This window comes from Planctellipticum variicoloris (assembly GCF_030622045.1).
In the GTDB taxonomy this organism is placed as follows: Bacteria; Planctomycetota; Planctomycetia; order Planctomycetales; family Planctomycetaceae; genus Planctellipticum; species Planctellipticum variicoloris.
The window spans coordinates 6,196,995-6,213,064 of the sequence record NZ_CP130886.1 but is presented as its reverse complement, the minus strand read 5'-3'; the positions used below and the strand labels follow the sequence as shown (position 1 = coordinate 6,213,064).

Sequence of the window (16,070 nt, the reverse complement as noted above, 5' to 3'; positions counted from 1 at the left end):
TCTCCTGCTTTGAGTTTCTACCTGCCTCCTCCGAAATGAGCAGCTGGGCAGGTGTCAGGGCTGGCCGGGGTCGGCCTCGACCGTTCTGGGGTCAGGTGGGACTGCTAGTGCCTGTGGCAGGCGATTGACCGGGTACGGGCGGGAGTCCGACAGGACTTTGGCGACGTATACGGCAAACCGGATTCCTGACAGGTAGGCCTGAGCCTTGGCGTGATTGAAGACCGATTCCGGTACTGCCACGTGTACGATCCGAAATCCTGAGGGAAGCCCTCCGTGGGCGGAGCGTGGCGGTGACAGGGCCTGGTGCTCCTGCACTCGGCTGTCGATGTCTGGCATTGTTCGAAGTCCTTCGTTTGTGTTGAGGGATGTTCCGGTCGATTCGACCTGAAAGTGAGATCTTTGCCTCCGTAATAGCCCCCTTCTTCAGTTCCCCTGATTGTCCTGCGTGTGTTTCCTGCCCTTGAGTATTCCCGTACCTGATCCTGTGACTTTGCTTCGTTGAAGTGATTCAAGTCCTGTTTCTATTCCCGTTTATTCTTGTCCTGTGTTTGCTTCAACATGTTCTTTTGCTTCAGCTTCATATTCTTAGGCTTCAGCCGTAGAGGAGTGGTGATTCACCGCAGTGATCACGCCCGTATTGACGGGCACCTGACCGGTGTTTGAGGGCCTCCTTCCCACCGATTCGGTTGACTTCGTGTCTTTCAGTCCTACCGGGAAATCGAATGATTCACTAGCCGGCAACCGCGGATGTAGCCCCGCCCTCCCGCTGATATGTAACAACACCGGCTCAGAACCAATCCGTGGTCGTGAGCCGGCTTCAAGCAAAATGGCGGAGAGGTTTATGGCCGTCGTAGTCAGATCACACGTCTACGCTGAGACCCGACGACCGGTGTGGCCTGCGACCGTTGTCCAAACAGCTCATCCAGATATTCGTCCTGCAACTGTCCCCCAGTTTCGGACAGAACCCTCATCGGGAACTGTCCGCACGGCCGCATTTCACAATTCAGTCCCTCGGCTACGCGATATAGCTGGGCCTCGGAGTCGTAGGTCACACCTAATGACTCAAATCGCTCTGCCAGGAAGCCGACCACTTCGTCAGGCTGCGGACGAGTCATCTCAAATTCGTACGACTTCAGCCGATTCCTGAAGGCATCCTCGATTTCATCCGGATGCGAAGTCGTCAAAATCAGAGTGCACCGGACACCCTCCAGCATCTTCCGCAATCGTTTGAGCAGCTGCGGATCAAGATCCTGCAGCTCATCAATAAAGATGATGGTGTCCTCATGGAGGAACTCCAAACTAAAGTCCCGCAACCGATCGGGCGTGATCGCGTTCGCATCATATTCAGCATAGTCGCAGACGACGCAGGTCGAGTCGTTCAGCGGCATTCGACAGTTGGCACACGTCCCGCAGGGTTCGTATTGACCGAGCTGGCGATTGATGCAGAGCTTTGCTCGGGCCAGGATGCGGGCCATGGTGGTTTTGCCTGACCCGGTGGGGCCGGTGAGGAAAATTACGTTTGGCAGGCGGTTTCTTGACGCCATTCCCGTGAGCTTCCGGACGACGGCACGGTTGCCGACAATCTGCGAGAAGGTATCGGGGCGACCGTCATCGTAAGCCCCGGCGATACATAATGGTGCAGTCATGGCGGGTTGTCCTAAATCATTAGTAGGGGACCAAAAAAACGGAGTTCTCGCGACATTGCGAGATCTTCCACTGCAGGGGGACTGCAATCCTGCAATCCCCGCCGATCTCATGAGCCGACAGGAGGTTCAGATTGCAGGTCGTCACTGCAATCCGCTGCAATCTCCTTCTCCGTCGGCAGATCGGCGAAGCGATTGCTGACGCCAAACGGCGGCGACCGAGACTTGTCAAAGCGGAAGTAGATCTGAACGCCTTGCCGACGAATGCGAGCCTTGCGGCCATGTCCGCTGACCTTCAGCGACTCGATGGCGCCCTCATCTTCGAGTTGTCTCAGATGCTCCTTGACGGCGTTGTAGCTCAACCCCGTGAGGTTTTGAGCGACACGCCGAGTGAAGCCCTTCTTGCCAAAGTCACTGTGGTCAGGGAGTGTCAGCTGGTACCCGGGATTGCCAACGATCTCCTCATAGAGCAGTTCCGCCGTCGCTGCCGCATGTGGTGACAGTGAAGAGTGCTGCCCAGGAATCGGCAGGGCCAGCAGCAGATCGCGAGCGACGCGGTAGTCATTAACGCTCGCCTGCATCTGTGCATCCGGCACGACTCGGCCGTGGCCATGGGTGACTTCAATCCGTAGAGCCGCGACCGTTAAGAGCAGGCGGTTGATGAGTGTCATTTCGGACGGCCTGAGGGCGGCCCTGATCCGCTGCTGAAATGGGCATCGCACGTTACGACGACACTTCAAAGGCAGCAGCCATCGGCGAAGCTGTTCGCGATGCGAGTTCTGGTCGCTCGGTGGTAGACGGGAAAAGTGATGGCCGAAGCCCGACAGTGACCGTCCGGTTTGTCGGGCCAGGAGGCTGAGCGTGGCGCCAAAAGGAGGGCCAGCGGCACGATCATCGGAGATCAGCCAGACGGCGGGGGGAGAGTAAGCCGCAACGTCCCGGCAGGTGGATTCGCACGCGAAATGGAAGAGGCTGTCATGCCGGCTGCGAATTACAACTAGCTCCGTATCTGCGAAGTCCGTCTCCGCCAAATCCCGAAACTGCTTGATCGTCTCCGTCCGCCGGACGTTTTCCGGAACGATGTGGATGAGCCGATCCGCAATCTGATGTTCTGCACCAGGATCGTCCGAGCAGACCGCCAGATTGAACGGCAGTCCCAGACGGCCGGCCGCACGCGATAGAAACATCATCAGCGTGACGCTGTCGACACCGATTTTCAGGTACCGACTCATCCCCTCCGCGACTTCAGCCAATGGATGTTCACCGAGAATTGCGAGCAGTTCGTCTTCAGGGGACGCTTCAGGAGAGCCTTGGTCGTTGATCGATGCCGCGTCGTAGCCAGTTCGCGTTCTGGCCGTATTCATGACGCTTCTCCCCCTTCTGTCGACCTAAATTGCATCACGGCGGAACAATCGGACGTAATCCGAGTGGATGCCTTGTGGCCAGGAAATTGCCGAATACGTGATGACTCACCGCACATTGCAGACGGACCCCTGCTGTGGACTCTCGCTATTTTTCAGCTTCCCGTAGGCCTTAAACGCCAAGGTCGTCGAGTTGCTTCTCGACGATACGGGCCCGCTTCGACTGCTGAGACCGGGTCGCTGGCGACCTGTGAAAGGTCGGGACTCGATTGAGTCGTTCGAAGAACCGCTCCAAGGCTTCCCGGCTGGTGCAGCGGGTGCCGCCTACCTGAAGGGATTCGAGAACGACGCCCCTGAGCCCGTTAACCGTCCACCGGTAAAGCGTGGTGGTATGAACCTTCTTGCCGCCACGGCGGCGCGGTAGAAGCTTGGCGGCAGCAGGGAGCGAGAGAAGTTCTTCTTGAAGTAGTCGTCGTGAATGTTCTGGCTGGACGACTTCCAGACTGGACTTGGGCATGTTGGGCACTCCTGAGGTTTGGAATGCCAGGACGCCGCCGCTTAAATTCGTTGGGCGAGCTACTTCGTCGCTGGCCCTTGAACTACACTTTTCTTCGATGCCTCAACGTCGTTGATGGAAAATTCTTAAAGCGTTTGTCAGAATTTACTTACGGAGGATGTCGAGAAGAATTAACGCAAACAACACATCGGTGATCGCTTATGAATCTGGGTAAAAGGGAAATCTGGGAGGGATGGGCTGTTGGCTACATCGTCTTCCACGAATTTCACGACATTTGGTATTACCGGGAGATCTCGGAGTACCGGGACCAACGACGGGAAATGCTTCGCGTGGCCCGTGCTTTGGGGACCCGATTGCGGAGAGCACCGGTCGAGCAGTTGTGGAAAGGCGGGAGGATCAGGCTCGTTGATCGGCCTAGCCTCATTGAGGTTCTGAAGGGCCTGAAGTCAGGAGACTGGCGGGTATTGATCATCGACGACATGGGCAAACTAGCCCTGAACCGCGCTGAAGCCGCTCTGCTAATGCTGACTCTTCGAGATTGGGGCGTCCGAGTTATTGAGTGCGCCACGTTGTGGGACCTCACGGACGAATGCGACCGGTGGAGTCAGGAGTTTGATGCAAGCGATCCGCGTGTTCGTAGCCAAGCGTTACGAGAATTCGTTGAACTGAAAAAGCGAGTAACTCGGCTCTCCCACGGAGTTAAGGCTGGCCGAAAACCCTTTGGTGAACTCCCCGGCGAAGCTGATGTCATCCAGAGGATCTTGCGACTTCGCCGAATGCGTTCCGACGGAACCCGTCTCTCGTATCAGAAAATCGCCGATGAGTTGAATGACGACGGAGTGCCGCCGCGAAAGGGAGAAAAATGGTACGCCAAGACGATCCAGGGCATCGTCAAGCGAACGCGACCGAACCTGGACTAGGCTGAGCAGGGTGACGAACGTCGTTTCCTTGTGGCAGCGACTGTCCAGGTTCTTTTGGGCTGTTCAGTACTTGGCTAGGAATCCGGTCGTCGGAACTACCACTTCCTACCACTTTGGTCCCGAAAACGGATTGAGCCAAATCTCGTAAATACCGCCACGAGTGGCAGTTGTGTGAAATGGCTTGCAAAGGCTTGCAAATCGCGAACAACTCGGCAAAACTACTTTGCGTAGAAGACGTTACACCACTTTTCGGCGTGGTTCAGGGGCATCTGAAAATCCTGGTGTCGGCGGTTCGACCCCGCCCCTGTCCACTCTGAAGGCTCGGTAGGCCGAGACTCAACAGGCTGCATAACGCCGCCCCCGCGGATCAGATTCGCGGCTGCGGCGTTTGTTTTTTGGCGCCGGGTCCCATGCCGACAAGTTCCGATCGACCGGCTTGCCGGCCGAACGGTTGCGGCAGACGTCACTGAACTTCCTGCCCCCCCCCTGGAGCCGGAAGCGTCAGCGCCCGGAGCATTCTCCGCCATTCTTCCCCGCCTGCATCACCCGCCATCCAGCGCCGCCAAACAAGACTCCGGTCGCTGACGCTCGCGGCTCGGAGTGGGGCGCCGGCGGGCTCATTTCGGTGGAACGCTCTCGAGATGGGTTGACGGCGTTTCGGCGCCCCTGGAGCGCTGGCGGCAGGCGGCGGCGGCCTTTCGCCAGGATTCTGCGAGCTGCGGTTTGCCCAGTTTGCTGCAGACGGCCGCGATCCGGTCTCGAACGTCCGCATCCTGCGGACGGTTGATCGCCTCGATATTCAGGTTCGCCATCTCGAGTTTGAGTTTCACGATGTTTGCCGACCGGCGGGCTTCCGCGTCGGCCTCGGCGGTTCTCCCCAGCAGGCGGAGCGCCTGCGCCAGGTGATGCCGGCTTTCGTGATCCTGTGGATCAAGTTTCAGGACGCTTCGCAGCGGTTCGAGCGCCGCCTCCGGTCGGCCGGCATCGAGCTCCATCCGACCGAACAGCCGGAGCACGCTCGGCTCTTCGGGGTCGAGCGAGCGAGCCTCTTCGAGGCGCGCATTCGCCGATACTGCGTCGCCGAGACTCAAGTGGCACTCGGCTTCCAGTGCAAGCGAGAGTGCGGAACGCCGGGCCTGCGGCAGGGTTTTCAGGGCTGCCGCATAATCTCTGATGCGCATCCGGGCGCGCACCAGTTCCGTTGCGACGTCTTCCCGCACAGGTTCGGGCGGATGAAGTGCGAGCGCCTGGGAGCCAGCCTCGACGGCGTCCCGGAACTGTTCAAAGTCCGCGTGCCTCTGGGCTTTGAGCACGTACGGACGGTCGTCGGTCGGCGCCAGCCGGCTGACAATGCTCAGCTCATCCAGGGCGCGGTTCATGTCGCCCAGGTCGTAGGCGATGGCGCCCATCCAGCGGTGCGCATCGGGGTGGCCGGGTTGCTCGGAAGCGACGGTGGCGGGGCGCGTGGACATGGCCGGGGCCTTTGCGAAGGGGAAAAGCCGCGGCGAGCTGGGGGGAAGGGAATCGGGCTGGCGGTCGATGGGTTTGGAGCGGCCGAGCGATCCGTCCCTGGTCTTGCTCGCACGCGGCGGGAACGCGATGACCGCGGGACAGCGTCCATGCCGCCCGCGGTCACTGGAGAGTCGACGACGGGGACATTCCGCACAGCCCACGCGCGGGCTGTCAACACGAAAACGGAATGGACGCCATGACGACGACGCAGAAGACGAGCGAGGGAGCGCCGCGGAACAAGAAAATCACCGTGCGGGTGACGGCGGAAGAATTCGCCGAGATCCGCCGGCGGGCCTATGCCGCCGGGCGAGATCTCCGGCCGGAAGTCTACGAATGAATTAGGCCGCGGCTGCGCCAGGACGGGCTGCAAAGAAGTGCCGCACAGCAGCAGCTCGCCGACGTCGCCAGCGTTGGGGCGGCGTCTGCCAGGATCGCGTCGACGGCGTCTACGGGCCGCCGGGCCTCCTGGACAGTCTGAAGTGTTACCCGGCGTTCCTGGCGGTCTCGGGGGCCGTTGCACGATTCGCCGAGGCGACAGCCCTGACGCTCAACTTTGCCCTGATGCCCCGGCGGGGCCGTCCGACCGTCGAGGCCGCTCTGCGGCTCCTGCAGGATGACCGCGACTTCCGGTGCGTCGCGCGCAGATAGCAGATAGCCGATCAGCGCGCGACCGTAATGACCGACGCCGTAACGACCCAAGCTCAGCGACCCGCCACTCGGGACGCAACCATTGCAACTGCGACGCTCACGCCGGGGTCGCTGGAGCGGGATGGTTAGGGTTAGCAGCGTGTTGAACAAAGCACTTTTCCGTCACCCGGCCAGGCGGGCGACGATTGGGGCGGGGGCGACGAGTCCGGCGGGTTGCTCGGCTCGGTCGGTCTGGCTCCGCAGGAGCCAATCGAGCGCGGACCAAACCGCCCCGAACACCGCCCAAACCGCCACATTCCGCCCCTGCAGTCTCCGTGGCTTGCCAACTCCCAGCAGCTTCCACATCACGCGCCCGAGATTGTGCGCCGCCGTCGCGATCAGGTAGCGCTTCGTCACCTCTGTCAGGCCTTCGAGCCAGCTCCGACGCATCCCGCCCGTCTCGCAGACGTGAGCGAAGGTCCGTTCGCAGACTTCGCTCCGCCGTTTCTGCAACTGCTTCCCCTTCGCCCGCCGGACCCGCTGACGGTTCCCCATCACCGCCCGCTGGTCCTCCGGCGTCTTGTCCGTCCACGTCCAGTCGCTCTTGCGCTTCGGCTCCGGGATGTAGGTCCGAAAGCCCAGCGACTGGCACAGTTCCAGCGTGGCGACCGAGTGATACCCCTTGTCCGCCGCCACCTCTTCAATGCTCTGTTCGCAGCCGATCGCCTGCAGGTTTTCTTCCGCTTTCAGCACGCTGTCGACCAGCGTCTGTTGATCCCCGTGATCGGCGGGACGAATCTCCGCGGCCAGGATCAGGTCGCTCTCCAGGTCCACCACGTGCTCGGCCTTGTACGCCAGATGCGTCGTCCCGTCCTTCATGCGGGCGATCTTCGCCTCGGGATCGGTCTCGCTGACCCACTCCTCGTTCGAGACCTTCTTGTTCTTGCGGTTCTTGTCGAACCGGCGGACGTCTTCGTCACTCGGTTCTTCGTCGGGAGCAATCACGCCTTCTTCCCGCATCAGCCGGACGACATACGCCTTCCAGCCTTCGCCGGTGTCGCGGCGGACGATCGACTTCATCGCCGCATCCGCTTCCAGCGTCGTCGAGTCGACACCCACCGTCTTGCCTGAGAGCAGCTTCTTTTCGGACGCGATCTTCAGCACGAACTGAAAGACTTCCTCGAACACTTCCACCGGCAGCCGCCGGCGGGTCAGCGACAGCGTCGAATGCTCGGGACTCGATTCGTCGAGCGGAATGCCCAGAAACTCCCGCAGCGACAGGCTGTCGGAGCATCGCCAGGCGATCCCCCGCTGACTGTCGATCCCTTCGAAGTACCCCACCAGCAGCATGCGGAAATAGACGCCCGGCGGGATCGAGCGCTGCCCGCGAGTCTCGACCTGCTCGTAGAACGCCTGGCACCGCTTCTCGATCCAGCGGTCGAAGCCGGCTTCGGCGAGCAGCGCGTTGAGCGCTTTGTAGAAGGGATGTCCCTGCGAGCGGGGCAGCTGCTCCGCCGTGACAAACAGCGGCTCCTGCCGCGATTCCTTCCGCCGTCCCATCGCCATCGGGAACCCTCCGTGACCGCCGCGCCTGACCGACCGCGAGAAGATAACAAACCGCGTTCGATCGTGGCAGCGTCAGGGGGAATACTTCAACACGCTGTTAGGCGGCGTTCTCATGAGCCTCATGGTAAATCGTAAGTAGCAACTCGCGCAACAGTCGAACCTGCTGAGCGCAGTGCTCAGGCGAAACCATCTCAGCAATCACTCTGATCTGGATGGAATTGATGAACAGCAAACGAATCGCGGCAAAGTCGAGCTGCCGGAGAAGTCTGGAACAAGCTGGTGTCAGCAAGTGCGCTGAGACAGCAGCCTCCGTGATATTCTCGGGCGAGTAAATGGCGACGCCCAACTCGTCTGAGACTCGGGAACGCAGCGTGGTGGCGACCATGTTTCGCCACGGATTCTTGATGGCGGCGCAGAATGGAACAGTGAACGCCTCTCGGCGGCGATGCTCGCCGGTGAACACAAAAGCGGTATCTGATACCAACACCTTGAACCAGAAGTCCTCAGCATGGAACGGAACACGATAGGAACACTGAGGCTCTCCGATTGTGATGCGCCGATACGAGACAGCTTTCGAACCTATGATGCGTGCAATCTCAACGGCCTGCCGCCGCGCTGCAGCGCGCTCTTCCGAGCTCGGTGATTTATCTAAAGTAGCAGTCACGGAAAGCCGCCTAACTTGCGATTCTCTGAACGAGCTGGGGTGAGAATACCCGCGCCGGGACGGTTGTCAATCTCAAGGTAGACAACGAGATACGTCGAATCCACGGTGTGAATGCGCTGAGCCATTCTCGCGCGGCCGTGGGAGCGGTCTGCAGTCGGATTCGTTCGCACGTCAGCTACCCGCCGGCGCGCGTTCAACCGCTGATCGACTGGTTGGCGGCGTGCGCGCTGATGGACGATCAGCGCGCGACCAGGGGGTGGCTGGAGCAGTAACGCCGGGCAATCGTGATCCGCAGGCGGCATTCATTCGTTCGCGTCAATCAGACATGCTGGTCCGCGATTGCCCCTCGAGACGGCACGTCTCGGGGCCTCTATCCAACGAGCCGACCTGATGACAAAGCCACTTCGTGAGCCCCCCTTTCTCCGCGATCAGAAGAGCGTCTTGACGCGGGCAATCATCATGTCGGCCGTCCTCGCCGGCCTCACGATCGCGTACCTCTCCTGCCAGTTCTTCAAAGGGATGTTTGAGCCGGCATTGGGAGGAAAGTCGATCTGGTGTGACGCAATCTTTGATGGACTGGCCTCGACAGCCTTCTTTTACGGGCCACTGAATTACTGGAACCGTCGTCCTCTCTCGTTCACTCTCGCGTGCATCCCTACATCGGGTTTTTGCCCTCTCTTCCTCGACTGGTTGCTGTTGCCATCGGGTGATCGGGGGGGAAGCTTCTCACCCGTCTTCTCGGTCGTCACTGCCGCGATCGAACATGCGGCGTTGGGCCTGCTGCTTGTACGTCCGACGAAGCTGCATGCGATCGCGTTCGGCGTTTACATGTTGTGTGGCCTCATCGGCTCCATTGAGTTGGTCTTTCTCAAATGGTTGAGCGATTCGAGCGAGTCTGGCTCGAATCAGCAATTTGCGGTGATTGCCGGGGCTCTCGCAGTCATGTCCGGTTTCGTCCTCGGCTGGGCAGTACCGTGGGGCATTCCGTTCTGGTGGCCTCCGGAGCGCAAATCGCGGCAGCGAAAGCCGATGCCGGTGAGTCACATTGGCTCTGATCGTGTGTCCGGCGCGAGCCGACGATCGCGATTCCCTGGGCAGCGTGAACTCTGATCATTCATCGCGGTTTGACCGGCTGGAGTGCGCTGATAGTCAATCAGTGTCGTTTCCCTCCGCCCCGGTCGCGAGGAAAGGATCGCGTCCCCATGCGCGCAGATTGACCATCTGCGCGCAGCACCTGCAGCAAACGCCTGCCGAGAATCCTCGGCTGGCGTTCTGCCCTTTCACCAGCGGTTGATTTCGCGCGAAATCAGGTAGCCCAGGGCCTGGTCGACGGCGGACTTCTTCCGGCCCGCGAACGGGCGGTCGAGCGGGTCCTTCGTGCCCTTACCTTCGACGGCGACGACGAACCGCTGACCGGTTGGGGTGAAGTCGCCCAGGACGGCGTCGGCCACCTTGCCATCGACGGCCACGTTCTCCTCGCGGGAAATCGTGTAGCGGTCGCCGCCGCTCGCGGGTCCGGTGTAGCCCAGCAGTTCGCCGAAGACGTCGGTCAGGAAGTCGGGGACGAGCTTCGTCTCGTTGAGCTGATCGGCCTTGCCGGATTCGATCAACTTCCGCCAGTGCTGCAGCTTGGGCCGCGCAGCCTCTGCGTGCGGTGGAAGGACAAAAGCCGTGAGGTGTGGGCGAATAGCGTCGGGACGGAAGAGGGGACGGATTTCCGCCGGCACGGCGGGGGAACCTGCAGTGGTGTTCGCGCGTGCTGCGTGTGCTGCGCTTCTCAACAATTGAGAACCGGCCCGGATTCTCGCCGGCACTGCCAATACTCAAGATTTCAGGTGCGATAGTTGACAACCAGGAGACCCTCACGGAACAATCGAGCGGAAGTGCCCGTTCATACACTCCTGTGGCGAGATCATCCCCGTGAGCAGATACGCACTCTGCGTCGGTATCGACGACTACCCTACTGCCCCGCTCACATCATGCGTAGCCGACGCCGTTGCCGTTGCCAACATCCTGCTTGAGCCGACGACGTATGACTTCGTGGTTGAAATCCTCAGAAACGAGGAAGCGACGACCGACGCGATTAGGAAGGCGGTCGAGCTAACCCTTTCACAGGGTACTGAATGCGCTGTGATCTACTTCGCGGGCCACGGTATCAACCTCCCATACGGACCCTTCTTCTGCTCGCATGGAACGGACGCTTCGCCGCAGTCAGGTTTCGACCTTCATCTGCTACAGAGGATGATTCAGAGCCAATCGATCCCAAACTCAGCCGTCGTGCTACTTCTCGACTTCTGCCAATCCGGCGCGGTCAATATCGGCAACGGAAATGCGAATACGTTTGTCTCTCCCACACATCTCACCTACGTCGCGCAGACTTTCAGCGATCGCCGGGTCCTGCTGGCAGCTTGCCGCGACACCGAATACGCAGCAGAGAACACAACCCTCGGGCACGGGCTATTCACTCAGGCACTCATCGAAGCGTTGGGAGGAGAAGCAGCGGATCAACTTGGAAACGTAACTGTAACTTCTCTCTTTGACTACATCGATCGGTCCTTCCGCGTATCTAAGCATCAGCAGCCCGTATTCAAAGGCGATATAGCCGGACAAGTGGTCCTCGGCAGTGGACTAAGAACTCGCGACCAACACGAACGCGATGAACGCGTCGAAGAAATGGTTACGCAGGCACACGCTCACGCCAATACACTGCACTCATTTGTGACTCAGTGCATCGTTGACACCGTCAACTGGCAACGCACTGGTCACCAAGCTGCGTGTCGGACTGCAGAACCGATTCTAAAATGGTACGAGAAGCGACGACGAGAGAGTCAAGCCGTCGACGAGCATCCGCAGTTTCGCGTGTCGCTTCAAAAGGTCATTGAGGACACACGGTTCCTCTCCAATATCTCTACAGGACTCATAGTAAACGACGCGCAAGTAGGACAGCGACTCGGAAGCGGCTCATTTGGAACAGTCTGGGAATTGATGAGCCCGAATGGACGGCTTGCCATGAAGTCTTTCCATTCCCAAGAACTGCACCTGAACCAAAAGGCAAAGCGGTTCGAAAATGGTTTTTACGCAATGAAGCAATTGAGTCATCCGCACATCGTGCGCGTACATTCATTCTTGACGTGCCCTCTTGGATTCACGATGGATTTCATTGAGGGAGCGAACTTGCGAGACTGGGCCTATGCGGGAAACGATCCCGCTCAGGTACTTCAGATACTGCTGACAATTTGTGACACTCTCCGCCATGCACATGCTTTGGGAGTGATTCACCGAGACGTGAAGCCTGAAAACGTCATTATGAAGCCTGATCCGACGGGACAACGCTGGTTGCCGTACCTGACCGACTTTGACTTGGCGTGGTTTTCAACCGCAAGCTTGCTTACTACTGAGGCGCTTGGAACGGTGTTCTATGCCGCGCCGGAGCAGCTCGGCAAGCCCGGCAGCGCGGCCGCTCACTCGAAAGCGGTTGACATTTATTCGTTCGGTCAACTTATGTTCTACGTTATTACTGGGCAGGACCCAAAGCCACTTGGACTTGCAGAGAATCTTGTCCCGCTGCGCAGCACACTCGGTACGTGGATAAGTCACGATCCGGCACTGCGTCTTCAGCGTCTCTACGAGGCATGCAGTGAGCGCAACCCTCAGGACCGCCCTCGGACCATGTCCGAAGTCGCAGATGAGCTGTCGCGGATTCTACTGGAAGTTGGCCAATTCGAAGCTGGGCGTATTTTGAGCGTCAGTGAGTTTTCTACTGAGTTGCGGTTTTCAATGGTTGGATTGAGCGAAAGAGAAGGTGTTGACGAATTCAGATCGCTTTCGGGGCAATCCGGGATTCATTGCTCATCTCTTGGAACGGACGGCATCACTGTTACGGTGCACTCTCTCCGTCCAACTCTCGGAGTCGGTACCGATTGGAGAAGCGCGAGGGAAGCACTGAATGAAAGGGTCGATACCGCGATACGCTCCTACGGTTCCTTTGTTCGCCGCCGTAACGGTAGATTGCAGCCATACGAAGTACTCCTGGAGTTTCCGCGAGTCACGTGGCAGCTTGAAGGTGTCACAGCGGTGAGAGAAGTGCTCGGGCGAGTGATCGACAAACTAGAATCAGTGTGAGTCGTTGCAAGTTCTTCCGGCTATGTCATGTTGCAGTGGAAATACGATCTGACTCGGATTATTCATCAACGCGTTGTCCAGTCTCGTCAATTAAGGCTCCACTGGCCGGCAATGCGTCACACCAGCGAAACCGCCTTGATCCCCCGCACCGCTTTCGGGCAAGGCTTTCCCCGGCCGGCTTCGGCCAGCCACTCGATGAGGCCGCCCCGCTTCGTGTCGGTTGATCGCAGCTTCCATTCGGCCGCCAGCTCCTGGAGCTGGGCCGTCGTCAGCAGCTCCAGGTACGACCGGTCGAGCGACCACTGCCGGACGATGTCGATTCCCAGATGCTCGGCGAGCCAGTCGACCAGCGGGGCCGGCATGTCAGTCGATCCCGCGTCCGCCGGCCCGGTACAGAAACCGGACGAAAGCGAATGCACCGGATGACCGCATCGAACACCGCGGACACCGGCCAGTCTGAAGATCGCCGGATCGCGACCGGCGGGCGCTAACATCTGGATGCGCTTCACTGGCCCGGCGGCCGACATCCGGCATTTCCAGGGAAACTCGCGCCAACCCATTGCGACCGCCCGGCCTCCGTCGATACCTTGCCCTGCCGCGTGTCGGCTGGCTCGCACGCGCTCGGACTCGGTCTTTCTCGGCGATTCGTGGCCCGGGAAAATCCAGCACTGCCATTCCCTGCCACGGAGGACGGGCCATGAGATCTGCACTTTCCGCGACGCTGCTGATGGCAGCCCTGCTGTGGACGACGGACGCCGTCGCCGCTCCCATCACCTATCGCTTCTCGGGAGTTGTCGACGGCAACCTCAATGGCCTCAGCTTCGCAAACGCCGACTTCCTGTTCGAGCTGACCGCGGACACCGCGAACGTGTATGACGTCGCAGGCGCCACGTACTTCAACGTCGCCTCCTCAGTCACCTTCACCATCACCGGCGTCGGCAGCGGCAAGCTGCTCAACGTCTACCGGCTGTTCCTGGATCAGACGGAGTCGTCGGTCGGCTTCTCCGAGGTCTCATCGGGACTCGATCGCGTCGACGCGCTGAACAATCCCGCGCTCGCCACCTACGACCTGACCACGAACAGAAGCCTGATCTACGGCGATCCGTTTGTGGGCCAGTTCACGAACGATCCCACCACCGCCGGACCCCTCAATCTGTTCAATTCCGGCGAAACGGTCGCCTTCGAAGCCACGCTTGATCCCCGTGACCCCGTCGTCCCCGAACCCGCCTCCCTGGCCCTCGCCAGCATCGCCAGCCTGGGCCTGGCGGTCGGAGCAGGACGTCGCCGCCGACAACCGGCGGCCTGATTCGAAGCCAACCGCCGCGCGCATCACAGCCGCCCGCCATCGGGTCGCCTGCATTCGCAGACGCCGCGGCGGTTCGCGTCAGCCGCCATCGTCCGCCCTCTGACGACCGACCGACCGGCCGCCGGCTCTATCGCGGGGCTGTGGATCGCCGGTCGCGGGGGCGAGAAGTCATGGGGGCGGAATCACCGCTCAAACTCCGCAGAGCCCTGCGGAACCCCGCCCCGGAAAGCCAACACGCCGACCGGTCTCAACGGATGAGACCGACCGGCGTGTGGGATTCGCCTGCTGACACTGCGGAGCGACCCCCCGCACGGCTCCCAGACTTCCCCAACTCACGCCAATCACTCGGCGAATTCGTGGGCGTCGGCGCCTGCGGTCGTCGTAACCCCTTCCGTATCAAGGTGCCCAGGACAGGAATCGAACCTGCACGGTATTACTACCACTAGGTCCTGAACCTAGCGCGTCTGCCAGTTCCGCCACCTGGGCTCGGTGCGAGTCGTGAAGGATACGCGCTTCGCACAGAGAGGGCAAGCGCTCGCCGTCCGGTTTTTTTCGGCCACCCGGACGAAGCGCCGACGCCGGCGTAACAGTCCGCCCCTTCAGCACTTCCGCAAAGTCCCCCGATCACCGGACACGCTGCTGCAGGAGCAGGTTCACCCCCTTCTTATTGGCCAGAATCAGATCGAGAGTGCCATCCCGGTTGAGATCCTGCACCGTGAACTGGGTCCCGATCCCCGTCCCGAGGCCGGCTTCGATCTCGTGGCGGACGAACGTGGGGGGCTGGCCTCTGTGGCGGAGGATGTCGTAGTAGACGATGAGGACGGGGTCGTGTTCGCCGGGGTCCCCTTTGCCGTTGTGGGCGAAGAAGCGTTTGCCGGTGACGAGGGCGGGGACTCCGTCGCCGTGGAAGTCGACCAGTTCGAGGGCGTGGGTCTGGGAGAGGGATTCGTCGATGAGGTGGAACTTGAACGGGTCGGTGAAGTCGCCGCCCGGGTTCTCGAACCACCAGACGCCGTACTGGTGGGCGGAGCTCATGATGACGTCGTTGTCCCCGTCGAGGTCGAGGTCGATGGCCTGCAGGTTGGCGGCGGGGAGGGGGTTGCCCTGGTTGTTCTTCGACAGCGACCACGGATGAAACCGCCAGAGCCCGGCCCGGCGGTCCATCGGGGCTTCCCACCAGCCGTGGGGGATCAGGACGTCGCGCCGACCGTCGCCGTTGATATCTCCTGTCCCGAGGCCGTGATAGAAGTGGTGTGAGCCGTTCTGTCCGGGCTCGCCGGCTTCGCTGATGGCGTGGAAAGTCCACTTGTCGCGGCACTTGTCGGGGGGCGGGACTTCGAGGAAACCCATCTGCCGCTCGGGCTGGGAGCCCATGATAAGCTCGGGCTTGCCGTCGCCGGTGACGTCGGTGAAGAGGACGGTTTCGTTGCAGGCGCTGTGCCAGATTTCGTGCTGTTTCCAGTGGCCGGGCTGCCCCTGGGGGTTTTCGAGCCAGTGGCAGGGTTGGCCGGGGAAGCGGACGTGGATGATGTCGTCCCAGCCGTCCTGGTTCACGTCGAAGGCCCAGGCGGCGAAGCTGTTGCTGTAGCCCTGGTCGTAGACGTACTTGCCGGGGGGAAGGACTTCGGTCGGTTTCCAGTCGGGGGCGAGGTAGAGGAACTCGCCGGCGCTGACGTCGAGCCGGCCGTCGCGGTTGAAGTCGCCGACGGCGGAGCCTTCGGCGCGGAAGGTGTCGTCGAGCTGGATGCGCTGCCAGGCGGGTTCGGCGGCGAGGGCGCCGGTGGCGGCGAGGAGGGGAGCCAGCAGGGCGAGGCGCGGCAGTCGCATCGGCG

The 16,070-nt window shown here is 60.7% G+C and carries 16 protein-coding genes and 1 tRNA gene; 5 read left to right on the top strand and 12 right to left on the bottom strand.

Translation table 11 applies throughout. The features are described from left to right. Window positions 1-54: 54 nt before the first annotated feature. The 4 genes from SH412_RS24275 to SH412_RS24260 form a co-directional block, all read right to left on the bottom strand. A complete protein-coding gene (locus SH412_RS24275) occupies window positions 55-240 on the bottom strand; it encodes a hypothetical protein (protein ID WP_336520619.1) in 186 nt (61 codons plus the stop codon). A gap of 614 nt (window positions 241-854) precedes the next feature. Continuing rightward, window positions 855-1,646, bottom strand: coding sequence for an AAA family ATPase (locus SH412_RS24270; protein WP_336520618.1), 792 nt, complete (start codon window positions 1,644-1,646; stop codon window positions 855-857). 107 nt (window positions 1,647-1,753) lie between these two features. Beyond that, on the bottom strand, window positions 1,754-2,314 hold the full coding sequence (locus SH412_RS24265; RefSeq protein ID WP_336520617.1) for a hypothetical protein: 561 nt from the start codon (window positions 2,312-2,314) through the stop codon (window positions 1,754-1,756). Window positions 2,315-3,176: 862 nt separating this feature from the next. Beyond that, window positions 3,177-3,521, bottom strand: coding sequence for a DUF1580 domain-containing protein (locus SH412_RS24260; protein ID WP_336520616.1), 345 nt, complete (start codon window positions 3,519-3,521; stop codon window positions 3,177-3,179). Window positions 3,522-3,721: 200 nt separating this feature from the next. Between SH412_RS24260 and SH412_RS24255 the strand changes: the two genes are divergently transcribed. Next, window positions 3,722-4,441, top strand: a complete 720-nt coding sequence (locus tag SH412_RS24255; RefSeq protein ID WP_336520615.1) for a recombinase family protein — start codon at window positions 3,722-3,724, stop codon at window positions 4,439-4,441. A 617-nt stretch (window positions 4,442-5,058) separates the two neighbouring features. Here the strand turns inward: SH412_RS24255 and SH412_RS24250 are convergent. Beyond that, entirely contained in the window at window positions 5,059-5,913 is an 855-nt protein-coding gene (locus tag SH412_RS24250) for a tetratricopeptide repeat protein (RefSeq protein ID WP_336520614.1), read from the bottom strand. 236 nt (window positions 5,914-6,149) lie between these two features. Here SH412_RS24250 and SH412_RS24245 point away from each other — a divergent pair, with 236 nt between their 5' ends. After that, a complete protein-coding gene (locus SH412_RS24245) occupies window positions 6,150-6,290 on the top strand; it encodes a plasmid mobilization protein (protein ID WP_336520613.1) in 141 nt (46 codons plus the stop codon). Here the strand turns inward: SH412_RS24245 and SH412_RS24240 are convergent. The 3 genes from SH412_RS24240 to SH412_RS24230 form a co-directional block, all read right to left on the bottom strand. Beyond that, window positions 6,281-6,652, bottom strand: a complete 372-nt coding sequence (locus tag SH412_RS24240; protein ID WP_336520612.1) for a hypothetical protein — start codon at window positions 6,650-6,652, stop codon at window positions 6,281-6,283. The two genes, SH412_RS24245 and SH412_RS24240, sit on opposite strands and share 10 nt — an antisense overlap. Window positions 6,653-6,763: 111 nt before the next feature. After that, window positions 6,764-8,146, bottom strand: a complete 1,383-nt coding sequence (locus tag SH412_RS24235) for a transposase (protein ID WP_336520611.1) — start codon at window positions 8,144-8,146, stop codon at window positions 6,764-6,766. 97 nt (window positions 8,147-8,243) lie between these two features. Continuing rightward, window positions 8,244-8,810: a hypothetical protein gene (locus tag SH412_RS24230; protein ID WP_336520610.1), complete on the bottom strand. Its 567-nt coding sequence runs from the start codon at window positions 8,808-8,810 to the stop codon at window positions 8,244-8,246. Between the two features lie 441 nt (window positions 8,811-9,251). On the opposite strand from SH412_RS24230, the gene SH412_RS24225 reads away from it, so the two are divergent. Next, complete coding sequence (locus tag SH412_RS24225) at window positions 9,252-9,920, top strand: hypothetical protein (protein WP_336520609.1); 669 nt, start codon at window positions 9,252-9,254, stop codon at window positions 9,918-9,920. Window positions 9,921-10,090: 170 nt separating this feature from the next. Here the strand turns inward: SH412_RS24225 and SH412_RS24220 are convergent, their stop codons facing one another. Then, window positions 10,091-10,420, bottom strand: a complete 330-nt coding sequence (locus SH412_RS24220) for a hypothetical protein (protein WP_336520608.1) — start codon at window positions 10,418-10,420, stop codon at window positions 10,091-10,093. 310 nt (window positions 10,421-10,730) lie between these two features. Here SH412_RS24220 and SH412_RS24215 point away from each other — a divergent pair, with 310 nt between their 5' ends. After that, entirely contained in the window at window positions 10,731-12,932 is a 2,202-nt protein-coding gene (locus SH412_RS24215; protein WP_336520607.1) for a protein kinase domain-containing protein, read from the top strand. Between the two features lie 116 nt (window positions 12,933-13,048). Here the strand turns inward: SH412_RS24215 and SH412_RS24210 are convergent, their stop codons facing one another. Beyond that, a complete protein-coding gene (locus SH412_RS24210) occupies window positions 13,049-13,294 on the bottom strand; it encodes a hypothetical protein (RefSeq protein ID WP_336520606.1) in 246 nt (81 codons plus the stop codon). A 335-nt stretch (window positions 13,295-13,629) separates the two neighbouring features. On the opposite strand from SH412_RS24210, the gene SH412_RS24205 reads away from it, so the two are divergent. Beyond that, window positions 13,630-14,238, top strand: a complete 609-nt coding sequence (locus SH412_RS24205) for a hypothetical protein (protein ID WP_336520605.1) — start codon at window positions 13,630-13,632, stop codon at window positions 14,236-14,238. A gap of 402 nt (window positions 14,239-14,640) precedes the next feature. Here SH412_RS24205 and SH412_RS24200 read toward each other — a convergent pair. Together SH412_RS24200 and SH412_RS24195 are read right to left on the bottom strand one after the other, a co-directional pair. After that, window positions 14,641-14,724 (bottom strand) — tRNA-Leu (locus SH412_RS24200). Between the two features lie 138 nt (window positions 14,725-14,862). After that, window positions 14,863-16,065, bottom strand: coding sequence for an FG-GAP repeat domain-containing protein (locus SH412_RS24195; RefSeq protein WP_336520604.1), 1,203 nt, complete (start codon window positions 16,063-16,065; stop codon window positions 14,863-14,865). Window positions 16,066-16,070: the final 5 nt, after the last annotated feature.

Excerpts from the sequence above, each read along its gene's own strand:
- SH412_RS24270 (WP_336520618.1), bottom strand. The coding sequence starts at position 1,646 with ATGACTGCACCATTATGTATCGCCGGGGCTTACGATGACGGTCGCCCC.
- SH412_RS24265 (WP_336520617.1), bottom strand. The coding sequence starts at position 2,314 with ATGACACTCATCAACCGCCTGCTCTTAACGGTCGCGGCTCTACGGATT.
- SH412_RS24260 (WP_336520616.1), bottom strand. The coding sequence starts at position 3,521 with ATGCCCAAGTCCAGTCTGGAAGTCGTCCAGCCAGAACATTCACGACGA.
- SH412_RS24255 (WP_336520615.1), top strand. The coding sequence starts at position 3,722 with ATGAATCTGGGTAAAAGGGAAATCTGGGAGGGATGGGCTGTTGGCTAC.
- SH412_RS24250 (WP_336520614.1), bottom strand. The coding sequence starts at position 5,913 with ATGTCCACGCGCCCCGCCACCGTCGCTTCCGAGCAACCCGGCCACCCC.
- SH412_RS24245 (WP_336520613.1), top strand. The coding sequence starts at position 6,150 with ATGACGACGACGCAGAAGACGAGCGAGGGAGCGCCGCGGAACAAGAAA.
- SH412_RS24235 (WP_336520611.1), bottom strand. The coding sequence starts at position 8,146 with ATGGCGATGGGACGGCGGAAGGAATCGCGGCAGGAGCCGCTGTTTGTC.
- SH412_RS24210 (WP_336520606.1), bottom strand. The coding sequence starts at position 13,294 with ATGCCGGCCCCGCTGGTCGACTGGCTCGCCGAGCATCTGGGAATCGAC.
- SH412_RS24205 (WP_336520605.1), top strand. The coding sequence starts at position 13,630 with ATGAGATCTGCACTTTCCGCGACGCTGCTGATGGCAGCCCTGCTGTGG.
- SH412_RS24195 (WP_336520604.1), bottom strand. The coding sequence starts at position 16,065 with ATGCGACTGCCGCGCCTCGCCCTGCTGGCTCCCCTCCTCGCCGCCACC.